General features: G+C 70.5%; 14 protein-coding genes. 5 read left to right on the forward strand and 9 right to left on the reverse strand.

Features of this window, described 5'->3' with window-relative positions; all coding sequences use genetic code 11:
- Positions 1-24: 24 nt before the first annotated feature.
- The 5 genes from VFF46_RS12805 to VFF46_RS12825 form a co-directional block, all read right to left on the reverse strand.
- Positions 25-1,200, reverse strand: a complete 1,176-nt coding sequence (locus VFF46_RS12805; RefSeq protein WP_325037314.1) for an MFS transporter — start codon at positions 1,198-1,200, stop codon at positions 25-27.
- Positions 1,200-2,009 carry an IclR family transcriptional regulator gene (locus tag VFF46_RS12810; protein ID WP_325037315.1) on the reverse strand — a complete coding sequence of 270 codons (810 nt, stop codon included), beginning with the start codon at positions 2,007-2,009 and terminating at the stop codon, positions 1,200-1,202. The genes VFF46_RS12805 and VFF46_RS12810 overlap by 1 nt, the downstream gene beginning before the upstream one ends.
- An 81-nt stretch (positions 2,010-2,090) precedes the next feature.
- The gene (locus tag VFF46_RS12815; protein WP_325037316.1) at positions 2,091-2,495 is read right to left on the reverse strand and encodes a RidA family protein; all 405 of its coding nucleotides are present in this window, start codon (positions 2,493-2,495) and stop codon (positions 2,091-2,093) included.
- Between the two features lie 8 nt (positions 2,496-2,503).
- Positions 2,504-3,238, reverse strand: a complete 735-nt coding sequence (locus VFF46_RS12820; protein WP_325037317.1) for an IclR family transcriptional regulator — start codon at positions 3,236-3,238, stop codon at positions 2,504-2,506.
- On the reverse strand, positions 3,235-4,197 hold the full coding sequence (locus VFF46_RS12825; RefSeq protein ID WP_325037318.1) for a sugar kinase: 963 nt from the start codon (positions 4,195-4,197) through the stop codon (positions 3,235-3,237). The genes VFF46_RS12820 and VFF46_RS12825 overlap by 4 nt, the downstream gene beginning before the upstream one ends.
- A gap of 148 nt (positions 4,198-4,345) precedes the next feature.
- Here VFF46_RS12825 and VFF46_RS12830 point away from each other — a divergent pair, with 148 nt between their 5' ends.
- The 3 genes from VFF46_RS12830 (at position 4,346) to VFF46_RS12840 (ending at position 8,013) form a co-directional block, all read left to right on the forward strand.
- Entirely contained in the window at positions 4,346-5,650 is a 1,305-nt protein-coding gene (locus tag VFF46_RS12830) for an amino acid deaminase (RefSeq protein WP_325037319.1), read from the forward strand.
- A 126-nt stretch (positions 5,651-5,776) separates the two neighbouring features.
- Positions 5,777-7,363 carry a D-aminoacylase gene (locus tag VFF46_RS12835; RefSeq protein ID WP_325037320.1) on the forward strand — a complete coding sequence of 529 codons (1,587 nt, stop codon included), beginning with the start codon at positions 5,777-5,779 and terminating at the stop codon, positions 7,361-7,363.
- A gap of 11 nt (positions 7,364-7,374) precedes the next feature.
- Positions 7,375-8,013: a bifunctional 4-hydroxy-2-oxoglutarate aldolase/2-dehydro-3-deoxy-phosphogluconate aldolase gene (locus VFF46_RS12840; protein WP_325037321.1), complete on the forward strand. Its 639-nt coding sequence runs from the start codon at positions 7,375-7,377 to the stop codon at positions 8,011-8,013.
- On the opposite strand, the gene VFF46_RS12845 is transcribed toward VFF46_RS12840, so the two are convergent.
- The 3 genes from VFF46_RS12845 to VFF46_RS12855 form a co-directional block, all read right to left on the reverse strand.
- A complete protein-coding gene (locus tag VFF46_RS12845) occupies positions 8,000-8,698 on the reverse strand; it encodes a hypothetical protein (RefSeq protein ID WP_325037322.1) in 699 nt (232 codons plus the stop codon). The two genes, VFF46_RS12840 and VFF46_RS12845, sit on opposite strands and share 14 nt — an antisense overlap.
- A 115-nt stretch (positions 8,699-8,813) precedes the next feature.
- Entirely contained in the window at positions 8,814-9,461 is a 648-nt protein-coding gene (locus VFF46_RS12850; protein WP_325037327.1) for a response regulator transcription factor, read from the reverse strand.
- A gap of 13 nt (positions 9,462-9,474) precedes the next feature.
- Positions 9,475-10,752 (reverse strand): sensor histidine kinase, encoded by a 1,278-nt coding sequence (locus tag VFF46_RS12855; protein WP_325037323.1) that lies wholly within the window; start codon positions 10,750-10,752, stop codon positions 9,475-9,477.
- A gap of 166 nt (positions 10,753-10,918) precedes the next feature.
- Here VFF46_RS12855 and VFF46_RS12860 point away from each other — a divergent pair, with 166 nt between their 5' ends.
- On the forward strand, positions 10,919-11,440 hold the full coding sequence (locus VFF46_RS12860; protein ID WP_325037324.1) for a hypothetical protein: 522 nt from the start codon (positions 10,919-10,921) through the stop codon (positions 11,438-11,440).
- Here VFF46_RS12860 and VFF46_RS12865 read toward each other — a convergent pair.
- On the reverse strand, positions 11,430-12,551 hold the full coding sequence (locus tag VFF46_RS12865; protein ID WP_325037325.1) for a hypothetical protein: 1,122 nt from the start codon (positions 12,549-12,551) through the stop codon (positions 11,430-11,432). The genes VFF46_RS12860 and VFF46_RS12865 overlap by 11 nt on opposite strands.
- A 239-nt stretch (positions 12,552-12,790) precedes the next feature.
- On the opposite strand from VFF46_RS12865, the gene VFF46_RS12870 reads away from it, so the two are divergent.
- Positions 12,791-13,769: alpha-hydroxy acid oxidase (locus VFF46_RS12870; protein ID WP_325037326.1), on the forward strand; the 979-nt coding region annotated here is incomplete at its 3' end.

Genomic DNA, 13,769 nt, shown 5'->3' on the forward strand with positions numbered 1-13,769 from the left:
TGTGCCTGGTCGACACCTGGTTTATCAAATCCGTTGTGGATGCGGCGGGATCCAGCGGTGCATCGCGGTGGCAGCAGCCCACCCGGTGCACGCCATGATCACGATCGCCGGCGCCAGCCCCAGCACAGCCGTAGCCCCCGCGAGCAGCAACGGCCCGGCGCCGTTCCCGGTATCCGCAAAGAGCCGGAACGCCCCCAGGAACTGGGCCCGCCCGACCGGCGGCGACGCATCCGCCCCGAGCGTCATGATCACCCCGGCGCCCAGCCCGTTCCCGATCCCCATCAGCAACGCGACCGCGGTCAGCGTCACCGTCGTGTGCGTCAGCGGCAGCAACAGGTGCGCCAGCCCCAGCACCACCATCGACGGTACGGCGACCCACTTCCGCCCGAGCCGGTCCATCACCGACCCGGCCGGATAGAACAGCAGCATGTCCACCGCCCCGGACAGCCCGAAGATCACACTGGTCGTCTGCGCATCCAGCCCGATGTGCAACGCCCACAGGGGAATCACCACCTGCCGCGACGCCCGCACCGCGCCCACGAGGAGTGCCCCGACGCCAAGAGTCCGCAGTACCGGCAAGTGGTCGCGGATCACGACCCAGGTGGACTGGGCTGCGACAGGACCTCGCCCACGCCGGTGGTCCACGTCCGGCAGGCTCAACAGCACGCCACAGGCAAGTAACGCGGCCACCAGGTGCACCCAGTACGCACCGTCCGTACCAAGGAACTTCATCGCGCCCGCACCGAGGAACGGGCCGATGAACGATCCGATGCGCTGAACACCGCCCAGAGTGGACAGGGCCCGCGCCCTGAGCTCAATCGGCACCGCTTCACTCAGATACGCCTGCCTGGCAAGGCCCCAGACCGCTCCGGCGAGCCCAGTACAGCCGATGGCGATAGCCAGACCCCACACGTTCGGAACGACCAGACAGGCCGCAAGAGCGAACGCCACGAACACCGTGGCGCCCAGCATCGCCTTGCGCTCACCAATGCGGTTCGTCAACGCACCAGCAGGGATGTCACCGATGACCTGCCCCAGCCCGGCCGCAGCAACGACCAAACCGGCAACAGCAACGGATGCACCGAGGTGTGTGGCCGACAACGCCACAACCGGCGCAATAGCGCCCTGTCCGATCCCGTAGAGCAGGGCGGGCAGATAAACAGCAGGTGCGATCTTCCAGAGAGTCCGGGCCTGTGACATCACCGGCCGCCGGCCAGCGCCGTACTGCGATCCCGGGCGGCCGGGGTGGCTCCCAGCAACTCCGACACCGACCAGGCACCCGCGGCGACCCTCATCCCGAACTCCTCCATCCGCTCGACCGGCATCCGCAGCTCGGGGCCGGACACACTCAGACAGCCCGTGACCTCGCCGGAGTAGCCGTACACCGGTGCCGCCACGCTGCAGATCCCCGCGGTCCGCTCGATCCGCGACATCGCGTACCCGCGCCGGCGAATGTCCGCGAACTGCTCCGCGAGCACCTCGTGGTCCGTGATGGTTGCCGGCTGCACCTGTTCCAGCGGACCCTTCAGAACCTCCTGCTGCCGCTCGAACGGCAGGAACGCCAGCAACGCCTTGCCCGGCGCACCCAGCGGCAACGCGACCGGCAGGCCGAACTCCGTGTAGGTGCGCCGCAGCTGGTGGAAGCTCTCGACCTGGTCGAGTACGACGCGCTGCCCGGACGGCAGCAACTCGTGCACGGCCGCGGTCTCCCCTGTGTCATCGCGGAGTGCCCGGAGCACCGGCAGGGCGGCGTCCCGTAGGCCGGCCGGAATCCCTCCGCTGTGCGCCAGCTGCGCAACCAGCGGGCCGATCGCGTATCGGCGGTGCGCCGTCTGGCGGACCAGCCCGTTCTCCTGCATCGCCAGCAGCAGACGGTGCACGGTGCTCGTCGACAGCCCGGTCGCCCGAGCGAGGTCACTGATGCCGAGATCCGGCGTCCGTGCATCGAAGCAGCGCAGGATCGCCACAGCCCGGTCGATCGACTGCACCGAACCTCGCGTTTCCTGCATGGTGAAACCATATCCCGCGATACGGGAAAGTCTCCAGGCAGTCCAAAGCCCGGACCACCACGGGCCCGGGCTTCGGAGGGTTCAGCTCAGGACGGCGAGCGCGTCGATCTCGACCAGCATGTCGGGCAGCGGCAGCCCGGTGAACACGGTGGTCCGGGAGGGCAGTACGCCGCTCGGCGTCCGGGTCGACACGAACTCGGCGTACGCGTCGTTCATCGCGCCGAAGTCCTCGCGCTGGGTCAGGTAGACGCGCAGCATCACGACGTCGTCGATGCTCGCACCGCCGGCCTTCAGGATCGCCTCGATGTTCTGCAGTACCCGGGTGGTCTGGCCCTTCACGTCACCGGCGTGCACGAAGTCGCCGGTGGCCGGGTCGACCGAGCCCTGGCCGGACACCTGCAGGATGTTGCCCTTGCGGACGCCCTGCGAGAACACCGGCATCGGCGGCGGCGCATCGGTCGTGGAGATCGCGCTCTTGTCGGACATGAGACCTCTCAGTTGTAGTCGGCACTGATCGCTTCAGCGGTGGCGAGCAGGTGTGGCAGCAGCTCGAGCACCTGTTCATAGTTCAGCAGTACGTCGGGTACGGACAACGACACGGCCCCGACGACGCGCCCTGTGGCGTCCTTGAGCGGCGCACCGATGCAGTTGATGAACGACTCGTGCTCAGCCCGGTCCTGCGCCCAGCCACGCTCCTTGGTGGTCAGCAGCTCCTCACGCAACCGGTCCGGGTCGGTGATCGTGTTGGCCGTGTACGCCTTGTAGTCCAGCGTCGCCAGCACCGCCTCCCGCTGCCGCTTGGGCTGGGCGGCCAGCAGCACCTTGCCAACCGCCGTGCAGTGCAGAGCCGCTGGTACGCCGACCTGCGAGTACATGCGCACCGAACGCACGCTGTCCAGCTTGTCGACGTAGATGACCTCACCGTTCTCCCAAGCCGCCAGGTGGACCGTCTGCCCGGTCTTCTGGTTCAGCTCGTGCAAGTGCGGCGCAGCAACCTGCCGTACGACGTGTTGCTCGCGTGCGACATCCGCGAGAGCGAACAGCCGCGAGCCCAGGCGGTACCTGTGCGCGGCGTCCCGCCGTACGAACCGCTCGGCCTCCATCGTGCGCAGCAGCCGCAGCACGGTGGTCTTGTGTACGCCCAGCTCACCGGCCAGCTGGTCCAGCGACCGCTCTCCCTCGCCAAGGCTGGTGAGGATCTGCAGCGCTCTGGCCAGGCTCTGACTCATACCGCACCGATCTTCGTCGCCGCCCACTCCGCGTCCGTCGCGTTGAGCAACCTCTCCCGCTCAGCCGCACCAGGAGGCGGCGCGTGATCCTCAGCAACCGTCAACACAGCCGCAGCCGTCAGATGCCCCAATCGCAACCGCTGCGCCGCGGGAAGCCCCTGCAAAGTCCCCGCCAAGAACCCCGCCGCAAATGCATCCCCGGCTCCTACGGTCTCGACAACCTCTACAGACAGTGCAGGGACCTCAGTGCGCCCAGCCGGCTCCAGAACGATCGCAGCGTTCGAGTCGTCCTTCACGACCAGCGTCTTGGCGCCCAACCGCTCGTACAGCTCGTCCACATCCCCCGTACCAGCAAAGACCTCAGCCTCGTCCGCTCCGATCAGCACGATGTCAGCAGCCCGCAGCAACCGCCACAACGGCTCCGGATCCCGCTCCCGCCACAACACCGGCCGCCAGTTCAGGTCGACACTCAGCAAGAACTCACGCGGCTCCGTCGCCAACCGCTCCAGCATGTCCGAGCTGCTGGCAGAGATCGCCGCGGTAATACCCGTCGTGTGCACCAGCTTGGCCGCCGCCAGCCGCTCACGCACCTCAGGCCGGTCCAGGAACGCGGGTGCCATCGCAGCAGCCGCCGACCCGGACCGGTAGTAATGCATCCGAGAGCGCCCGCCGTCGGACTCCTTCACGTAGAGCGCCGTCGGCCGGACCAGGTCCAGCTCCACTCCCCCGACGTCGACGCCGCGCGCCTGCAGGTCCCGCAGTACATGCTGGCCGAACCCGTCGTCGCCCAGCCGCGAGATCCAGCCGGTCGGAACGCCCAGCGCCGCCAGCCCGCCGGCCACGTTGCACTCCGCGCCACCGACCGAGCGCCGGAACACCTCGACGTCCGCCAGCGGCCCGGAACCACCCGCCAGCATGATCATCGCCTCACCCAGGCAGATCGCGGCCGTCTCGGGCATCGGCACTCCTTAGCGTTCTGAGTCGGGAGAGAGAAATGATGGGATAGGGGCGTGCGTTGACGCGACTTCGGGCGCGATGCTACAACCGATGAGTCAGAATACGCAATGAGCGTTGCGTATTCTGCAATCCCAAACCCCAGGGGGTCTGATGCCTGCTTACGATGCCGACGCCGTCGCCGCTCTTGCCGATCAGCAGGTGAGTTGGCGGGACAAGGCGCTGCCGCCGGGATTCTGGGGCCGGACCGTCAAGGAGGTCCTCACCGATAGCCCTCGGCTGTCCCAGCTCCCGACGCCGCTGATGACGCTGTCGGCACCCGGTCTGCGGCACAACGTCGGCACGCTCGCCACCTGGTGCACCCGGCACGGCGTGCAGCTCGCGCCGCACGGCAAGACCACGATGGCGCCCGCACTCTGGGCGATGCAGCTCGACGCCGGCGCCTGGGCGATCACGCTCGCGAACGCATTCCAGCTCGGCGTCGCCCGGGCGTACGGCGTCCAGCGGGTGCTGATCGCGAACGCGGTGATCTCGCCGCTGCAGCTGCGCTGGATCGCCGACGAGCTCGCCGCCGACCCGTCGTTCGAGGTGTCGGTGTGGGCCGACTCGGTACGCACCGTCGAGATCATGGAGGCGGCGCGTTCGGCGTACGTCGGCCCGGACGCCCGCCCGCTCGACGTGATGGTCGAGGTCGGCGGCATCGGCGGCCGGACCGGTGCCCGCGACCCGGAGACCGCGCTCGCGGTCGGCCAGGCGATCGCGGACGCGTCGACGTTGCGGCTGGCCGGCGTCGCCGGGTACGAGGGCGCGATCGGGCACGGCGTCGACGAGGCCAACCTCGAGGAGGTCCGCGGGTACCTGCGCGACCTGGCGTCCGTCCACCACCGGCTGCGCCCGCTGTACGACGCTGGCGTCGTACCGATTGTGAGCGCCGGCGGCAGCCAGTACTTCGAGCAGGTCGCGAAGGTCCTCGCCGCCGAGGCCGGTGAAGGCGCCCGGGTGGTACTGCGGTCCGGCGCGTACATTTCCCACGACGACGGCCTGTACCGCCGGGTGTCGCCGCTCGGCGAGCATCCGCGGACGGACGGCGAGCAGCTCGTCGCCGCGATGCACGGGTGGATCCGGATCACGTCGCAGCCCGAGCCGGGGCTGGCGATCTTCGACGCGGGCCGCCGCGACTTCCCGTTCGACCAGGACTGGCCGGAGCCGCAGCTGATCCGGCCGCGGACCGCCGACGGACCCGTGCTGCCGGCCACCGGAATGACCGTGACGAACCTCAACGACCAGCACGGTTTCCTGCACTTCGAGGACGCCGTACCGGTGGTGATCGGCGACGAACTGCGGGTCGGCCTGTCACACCCGTGCACGGCGTTCGACAAGTGGGGCCTGATCCCGGTGATCGACGACCCGGACGCCGCCGATCCGGTCGTGGTGGACCTGGTACGGACATTCTTCTGAGATGCTGACCGTGCATATGGCCGGGCCTCCGGCGCCGGCGTGGTCACGGGGCTGTACCTCCCGGTCTTCCCTCGTCGCTCCGGTCGCTTCGCTCCCTCCGCTCCTCAGTCCAGACCGGGAGGCCCCGTGACCGATCAGCTGATCACTGGCGCCCTGGTCGTCGACGGTTCCGGCGCGCCGGGGTACCACGCGGACGTCGCCGTCGACGGCGGGCGGATCGTGGCGATCGGCAACGACCTGCCCGCCGCGCACCGGACGATCGCCGCGGACGGGCTGGTGCTGTCGCCCGGGTTCATCGACATGCACGCGCACTCGGACTTGCAGATCCTGGTGAACCCCGACCACACCGCGAAGGTCAGCCAGGGCGTCACGCTGGAGGTCCTGGGTCAGGACGGACTGTCCTTCGCGCCGATCGACGACCCGACGCGGGCCGTCGTACGGCGCCAGATCGCCGGCTGGAACGGCGAGCCCGACGACTTCGACTTCTCCTGGTCGACCGTCGCCGGGTACCTCGACCGGCTCGACCGGGGCATCGCGTGCAACGCGGCGTACCTGGTCCCGCAGGGCACGCTGCGGATGATGGTCGTTGGTACGTCCAACCGTCCGGCGACCGGGCCGGAACTCGCCCGGATGAAGGAACTGCTGGCCGACGGCCTGCGCGACGGTGCGGTCGGGATGAGCAGCGGGCTCACGTACACACCGGGCATGTTCGCGACCACGGACGAGCTGGTGGAGCTGTGCGAGGTCGTCGCCGCGTACGGCGGGTACTACGCGCCGCACCAGCGCTCGTACGGCAAGGGCGCGCTCGAGGCGTACGCCGAGATGATCGAGGTGGCGCGCCGCTCGGGCTGCGCGCTGCACCTGACGCACGCGGTGATGAACTTCGGGCCGAACGCGGGCCGCGGCGCCGACCTGGTCGCGATGATCGACGCCGCGCTCGACTCCGGCGTCGACGTCACCACCGACACCTACCCGTACTTGCCCGGGGCAACCACCCTGTCCGCGGTACTGCCGAGCTGGACCGCGGAGGGCGGCCCGGACGCGCTGCTCGCCCGGCTCCGCGACCCGGCCGCGCGGGAGCGGATCACCCACGAACTCGAACAGGTCGGCACCGACGGCTGCCACGGCTGCGTCGTCGAGTGGGACACGATCGAGATCGGCGGCGTCCGCAACCCGGCGCTGTCGTCCGCGGTCGGCAGCACGGTCGCGGCGCTCGCGGCCCGGACCGGGAAGCCGGCGGCGGACGTGTTCTACGAGATCCTGCTCGCCGACGACCTCGCGACGTCGATCCTGCAGCACGTCGGCCACGAGGAGAACGTCCGGACGATCATGCGGCACCGGTCGCACACCGGTGGCTCGGACGGGATCCTGGTCGGCGGCAAACCGCATCCGCGCTCGTGGGGCACGTTCCCGCGGTACCTCGCGCGGTACGTCCGTGAGCTCGGCGTCCTCGACCTCACCGACTGCATCCACCACCTCACCGGCCGCCCGGCCCGCCGGCTCCGGCTCACCGACCGCGGACTGATCCGCACCGGGTACGCCGCGGACCTGGTGCTGTTCGACCCGGACACGGTCCGCGACGCCGCCACCTTCCCCGAACCACGCCGGCCGGCCGAAGGCATCCCGTACGTGCTGGTCAACGGCATCCCGGTCATCGACGACCACCACCGCACCGGCGCCCGCCCCGGCCACGCCGTCCGCCGTACCTCCTGAAAGGAACCCCTGTGAACACCCTGGACCTGCTGCGCGCCGACCGGGTACTGACCGTCGTCCGCGCCCCGGAGATCTCCGACGCCCGCGACCTCTGCGCCGCACTGGTCGCCGGCGGTATCCACGTCGTCGAACTCACCTACACCACGCCGGACCTCCCCCGGCACCTGGAGCGGGCCGCCGCCACCGCCGCCGAGACCGGCGCGGTCGTCGGCGCGGGCACCGTGCAGACCGCCGACCAGGCCACGCAAGCGATCAACGCGGGCGCCCAGTTCCTGGTCACCCCCGGGCAGGGCCCCGAGGCCGCTGCGATCGCCGCGGCCGCGCAGTCCGCGGGTATCCCGGTGGTCCTCGGCGCCTTCACGCCGTCCGAGGTGATGACCGCGCTCGCGCTCGGTTCCGCCGCGGTGAAGATCTTCCCGGCGCACCAGCTCGGCCCGAAGTACTTCAAGGACCTCAACGGCCCGTTCCCCGGCGTACCGCTGATCCCGTCCGGCGGCGTCAACGCCGGCAACGCCAAGGACTTCCTGACCGCCGGAGCCCTCGCCGTCAGCGCCGGCACCGACGTCGTCGCGCCCACCGACGTGGCCGCCGCCAACTGGCAGTCCATCACCACCAAGGCGAAGGCCTTCTGCGCCGCTATTGCACAGTGATGCTGCCGTAGCTGGTCCGTAGGTGGACCTGATGGGTCGCCGTCATGTCGTTCGGCACCGCCAGGTCAGTGGAGCCCTGCGCGGCGACCGCATCGATCTTGTACGTCGTACTGCGCGGCAACTGCACCGTGATCGAACCGGAGATGGCGGTCGCGTGGACACTGTCCGGCGGTGCGTCGAAGAACAGGCCCACCGAGCCGCGCTCCGCATCGACCGACGTCTGCGGGCTCCGGATCCGTGCCCCGTCGAACGAGCCGTCCTTCACGCTCACCGTCATCGGTGCCGACACGCCGTCCACGTCGATCGACGAGCCCTCGACCTTCGCTTTGATCGCCGCGGTGCCCGTCGGCACCTCAACCGTCAGATTGACCGAACAGTTGATGTCCGGGCAGGACGTCTGCACGACCAGCATCCGGCCCGACAGCCCGGCCCGGACGTCCGGCTGCTGCGCCGCGTACGACCCGTCGACCGTGACGTGCACCTTGTCGTCGGCGCTGGCCAGGACCTGCGTCGACACGTCGCTGGTGGTGATCTGCACCCCCTCCGGTCCGGCCGCGAACGAGGACGAGTAGTTGTAGGTCAGCTTGCCGCGGATGGCCGCCACGGTCCCCGTCGCGCCGGCCGCCAGCAACGCCAGCAACGGCAACACCCCGACCAGCAGCATCATCCGCTGGGCCCTGGTCATGGGGCCTCCCGGCCTGGACTGAGGAGCGGAGGGAGCGCAGCGACCGGAGCGACGAGGGAAGGCCGGGAGCAACAGCCCCATGACCCGCCGCGACGGAGTCGCGGCATCAGTAGAGTCACGACGTTTCCAAGTATCTGAGGACGGCCAGTACGCGGCGGTGCTCGCCGTCGGTCGGGGACAGCTGGAGTTTCAGGAAGATGTTGCTGATGTGCTTCTCGACCGCGCCTTCCCCGACGACGAGCGCCTGCGCGATCCCGGCGTTCGACTTGCCTTCGGCCATCGCGCGGAGAACGTCCTGTTCCCGGGGACTCAGCGCGGCCAGCGGATTCGCCTTCCGGGACCGCACCAGCAGCTGCGCGATCACCTCCGGGTCCAGCGCCGCGCCGCCGCCCGCGACCCGGCGCAACCCGTCGATGAACTGGTCGACGTCCGCGACCCGGTCCTTCAGCAGGTACCCGACACCGCCCGGGTTCCCGCCGATCAGCTCGCTGGCATACCGCTCCTCGACGTACTGCGAGAGCACCAGCACGCCGACCTCCGGGTACTGGTCGCGGATCACCAGCGCCGCCCGCAGCCCCTCGTCGGTGAACGTCGGCGGCATCCGGACGTCGACCACGCAGACGTCCGGCCGGTGCTGCTCGACCGCGGTCAGCAACGCGTTGCCGTCCCCGACCGTCGCGACCACCGCGCAGTCCTGCTCCTCGAGCAGCCGCACGATGCCCTCCCGCAGCAGCACCGAGTCCTCGGCGATCACCACTCGCATCCGATCGGCCTCCTCAGCCACAGGGCACCTCCGCGATCAGCGTCGTGCCGCCACCCGGTGGACTGTCCACCGTCAGCCGTCCGTCCACACCGGCCACCCGATCGGCCAGTCCGCGTAATCCGGTGCCGATGACCGGGTCGGCGCCGCCGCGGCCGTCGTCCCGCACCTCGACCCGCAGTACGTCGCCGTCCCGCGTCACCTGCACGTCCACCGACGCGGCGTCGGCATGCTTGGCGACGTTCGCCAGCGCCTCGGTCACGACGAAGTACGCGATGGACTCGATCGTCAGGGACGGTCTGGTCTGTACGTCGACCCGCAGCCGGACCGGAACCGGCGAACGCGCCGCGACCGAGGACAGCGCCGCGTCCAGGCCGCGGTCGGTCAGCACCGGCGGATGCAGGCCGCGGGTCAGGTCCCGGATCTCGGCGATCGCCTGCATCGCCTCGGAGTGCGCGTCGTCGATCAGCGCCCGGACCGCCGGGTCCTTGTCCCCGAGCCGGTTCTTCGCCCGGCCGAGCGTCATCGCCAGCGAGACCAGCCGCTGCTGGGCGCCGTCGTGCAGGTCGCGCTCCATCCGGCGGCGCTCCGCCTCGACCGAGTCCACCACCTGCTGCCGGCTCTGCACCAGCTGGTGGACACGCTCGGCCAGGACCCCGGTCTCCGACGGCCCGAGCAGCTCCTTCACCAGCCAGCCGTCGAACCACGAGGCGGCCCGGATCATCATCGGCGACACGAACAGCAGGAACAGCGCGGCGAGCACCGACACCACCGAGGCCCGCATCGTCGAGTCGATGACGAACGGCCCGAGCTGGGCCTGACCCGCGGCGAAGTGCGAGTAGTACGCCGGCAGCGCGACCAGCACCGGCGGCACCGACCAGGCCAGCGGAATCAGGAACAGCCACGCGATCGCCGCCCAGAACAGGATGACGTAGTAGATGAATTGGCGCCACAGACCAGGGTCCTTGACCGCCAGGACGGCATCCTCGACCGCGGACCCGGTGCGTGGCGGCGGCACCAGCGCGGGCACGTCCTGCCCGCGGGTCACCCGCGCCCGCGCCCGCTCCCAGCCGGCGATGCCGTAGACCCAGCGGTTCGCCCACCGGCAGAGCGGGATGCCGAACGGCGCCAGCAGGAAGCCCACCAACGCCACCGCGGTCGCAGCCAGCACGAGCAGACCGGAGGTCACTACGACCAGCGCGTCACCCAGTAGGTGGATGGTTGCCAACCACAAGTAGGGCGACCGCCAAAGCCCCCACGGCGTCCGGGGAACCGGACTCGCCGCAGCCGTCATCCGGATCACCTCCCCGTGTCAGCGCTTGCTCGCGGTGACAACTTACGTGGTCGGGTCCGCGGAGCGGCATGAGGACAGCCCACGAAACCGGCCGGGGGTTATCCCCACCCCGCTTCGTGGGCTGGCCGGACTGTGCCGGAAGGCGTTCCCCGGAAGGCTTGATGGCATGACGACGACAATGATCGGCAGCACGCTCCCCGGGGAGATCGGGCGAGTCATGGACGGGAAGCTCGGTGACGCGATCGACGACCGCGTGGCCGAGGCGCTGGAGGACTACATCGCCGACGGCCGGCTGGACGGCCGGATCCGGCCGCGCCGGTCGCCGGCCGGCCTGGCCACGATGGTCGCGGCCGGGGTCGCGGCGGTGCTGCTGCCGTGGTGCCTGATCCTCGCGGCCACGCTGCCGAGCAGCTACCAGGCCGGCCACTGGAAGCTGACCTGGATCGGCCTCGACTGCGGCACCGCGATCGCCGCCGGCCTCACGGCGTACCTGCTGCACAAGCGCAACAGGCACGCCGCCCTGACCGCGATGGCCGCCGGCACGCTGCTGATCGCCGACGCCTGGTTCGACGTCAGCACCGCGGCGGCCGGCTTCGATCGCACGTTGTCGCTGACCGAGGCGCTGCTCCTCGAGCTACCGCTCGCGGTGTGCGCGTTCCTCCTCGCGACCCGCGAGCTCAAGCGCTGATCAGTTCCAGCACGGGCCCCTCGTGCAACGCTCGGTAGACCTTGTCCCGGAGGACATTCGCCTCCGCGTCGGTGAGGGTCCGGTCCACCGGTCGCAGGACCAGCCTGACCAGGAGGTTCCGTTGACCAGGGGTCATCCGGAGGCGCGTCCGGGCACTCGTCGGCAAGTCGTCGTACGACGTTTCGCCCAGCACCTCCAGCGACTCCGCGGCGTCCGCGTCCGGGCCCAGCGCGGCCCGGACCTTGTCGCCGAGCACCTCGTCCGACACGTCCGCCGACGCGTCCACCACGACCGACAGGTCACGGCGTACCGGCGGCATCGAGGAGACCGGCTTGTACGGCGTCAGGTCCAGCATCTGCTCCGCCACCCGTGGATCGGTGGACCGGAGCAGCCGGATGTCGCGGATCCCCTTGCGCAGCATCATCAGCCGGTCGAGCCCCGGGCCCATCGCCAGCCCGGTCCAGCTCTCGTCCAGCCCGGCCAGGCGCAGTACGCGCGGCGCCGCGACCCCGCACTCGCCGATCTCGATCCACTGGTCGTCCAGCAGGACGTCGATCTGCCGGCCGTGAATCGTGTACGGGTGGACCGCCGGCACGGTGCGGTAGGTCTGCCCGGGCAGGACGGTGTCCACCAGGCGGGCGATCATCTCCTCCAGCTCGGGCTCGCCGAGCGTGACGTTCCGGCTGACCCGCCACAGGTCGAGCTGGTGCGGCGTCCCGGTGTGCTGCCAGTCGACCGAGTCCCGGCGGTAGCAGATGCCCGCACAGATCATCAGTACGTCGGACGCCTCCGACCCGGCCAGCTCGCGAAGCGCCGGCGGGATCATCGCCGACGTGTGACTCCGCAGTACCTCGGTCTCCGAGACGTAGCGCGTGTAGCGGGCTTCCCGGGTGACGGCATCGGTCGCGTAGCCGAGGTTGTCGTAGTTGTCCGCCAGCGGTACGACCGGATGGTCGCGGCGGGTCCAGATCTCGGTGTACGGCCAGGCCGCGCCGAGCGCGGTGCGGATCGCGTCGACGACGAGCTGGACGGCGTGCGGCCCTTGGGCCGGATCGCTGAGGTCGCGGAGCGCGAGGGCAGCGTGCAGTTCTTCGACGGTGAGGACAGACATGAGTGCTTCTCCAAAGGTGACGGTCTCGACGGGGGTCCACCCCGGTCGGCCGCGGTCACCTCAGGAGAGAGCGCAGCAGCAGCTCACCCCGTCGGCACCGTCGTGCCGGCCGGGGCGCAGAAATCGCCGCCCGTACTGCGTCATGCCGTCAACTGTACCTTCCCGCTCCACCAACCCGCCCGTCCTTTCCGCACGGAAGGCACTCCCGCCGTCGGAGGCAGGGTGCGACGATGGGCCGCATGCGCTGGATCGACACTCTGGAGAGCGCGGCCGCCGGGAAACTGCCCGAGGCCGTGCACCGCTACTTCCGGCAGGGGTCCTCCGCCGGCGTCAGCGTCGGCGAGGCCGCCGCGGCCTGGTCGGCGTACCGCTTCCGGCCCCGCGTGCTGAACGACGTCTCCACCGTCGACGTCAGTACGACGGTGCTCGGCACTCCGGTCGACGCGCCGGTCCTGGTGGCGCCGTCGACGATGCAGCGGATGGCCGACCCGGACGGCGAGCTGGCGATGGCGCGCGGCGTCAGCGCGGCCGGGTCGGTCCTCGGTGTCTCCAGCAACGCGGGCTCGACGTTCGCCGACATCGGTGCCACCGGTGTGCCCTGGTGGCTGCAGATCTACATCGTCCGGAACCGCGACATCACCCGCCGGATGCTCGACGCCGCCGTCGCGGGTGGGGCGCGGGCCGTCGTACTGACCGTCGACACCCCGGTCGTCGGCCGCAAGGAGGACGAGGGCGAGACCGTCTGGGACCTCGTGCAACCCGGCCAGCTGCTCGCCAACCTGCCGTCCGGCGAATGGTCCGCCGACGACCTCGCGAAGGCCGACGACCTGAACCCGGACGCCATCGGCTGGCTCGCCGAACGGACCGGCCTGCCGGTGGTGGTCAAGGGCGTACTGCGCGGCGACGACGCCAAGCGCTGCGCGGACGCGGGCGCCGCCGGCATCATCGTGTCGAACCACGGCGGCCGTCAGCTCGACGGTTCGGTCCCGACCGCGCAGGCGCTGCCCGAGGTCGCCGAAGCCGTTGCCGGCAGCAACGTCGAGGTGTACGTCGACGGCGGCGTCCGGCGCGGTGAACACGTCCTCACCGCCCTCGCCCTCGGCGCCCGAGCCGTCTTCGTGGGCCGCCCCGCCCTCTGGGCCCTGACGGTCGACTCGGCCCCCGGCGTCACCCGCCTCCTCACCGACCTGGCCGACGAACTCACCCACACCCTCCGCC

This window comes from Kribbella sp. (genome assembly GCF_035655035.1).
Classification (GTDB): Bacteria; Actinomycetota; Actinomycetes; order Propionibacteriales; family Kribbellaceae; genus Kribbella.

Excerpts from the sequence above, each read along its gene's own strand:
- VFF46_RS12805 (WP_325037314.1), bottom strand. The coding sequence starts at position 1,200 with ATGTCACAGGCCCGGACTCTCTGGAAGATCGCACCTGCTGTTTATCTG.
- VFF46_RS12810 (WP_325037315.1), bottom strand. The coding sequence starts at position 2,009 with ATGCAGGAAACGCGAGGTTCGGTGCAGTCGATCGACCGGGCTGTGGCG.
- VFF46_RS12815 (WP_325037316.1), bottom strand. The coding sequence starts at position 2,495 with ATGTCCGACAAGAGCGCGATCTCCACGACCGATGCGCCGCCGCCGATG.
- VFF46_RS12820 (WP_325037317.1), bottom strand. The coding sequence starts at position 3,238 with ATGAGTCAGAGCCTGGCCAGAGCGCTGCAGATCCTCACCAGCCTTGGC.
- VFF46_RS12825 (WP_325037318.1), bottom strand. The coding sequence starts at position 4,197 with ATGCCCGAGACGGCCGCGATCTGCCTGGGTGAGGCGATGATCATGCTG.
- VFF46_RS12830 (WP_325037319.1), top strand. The coding sequence starts at position 4,346 with ATGCCTGCTTACGATGCCGACGCCGTCGCCGCTCTTGCCGATCAGCAG.
- VFF46_RS12845 (WP_325037322.1), bottom strand. The coding sequence starts at position 8,698 with ATGACCAGGGCCCAGCGGATGATGCTGCTGGTCGGGGTGTTGCCGTTG.
- VFF46_RS12850 (WP_325037327.1), bottom strand. The coding sequence starts at position 9,461 with ATGCGAGTGGTGATCGCCGAGGACTCGGTGCTGCTGCGGGAGGGCATC.
- VFF46_RS12855 (WP_325037323.1), bottom strand. The coding sequence starts at position 10,752 with ATGACGGCTGCGGCGAGTCCGGTTCCCCGGACGCCGTGGGGGCTTTGG.
- VFF46_RS12860 (WP_325037324.1), top strand. The coding sequence starts at position 10,919 with ATGACGACGACAATGATCGGCAGCACGCTCCCCGGGGAGATCGGGCGA.
- VFF46_RS12865 (WP_325037325.1), bottom strand. The coding sequence starts at position 12,551 with ATGTCTGTCCTCACCGTCGAAGAACTGCACGCTGCCCTCGCGCTCCGC.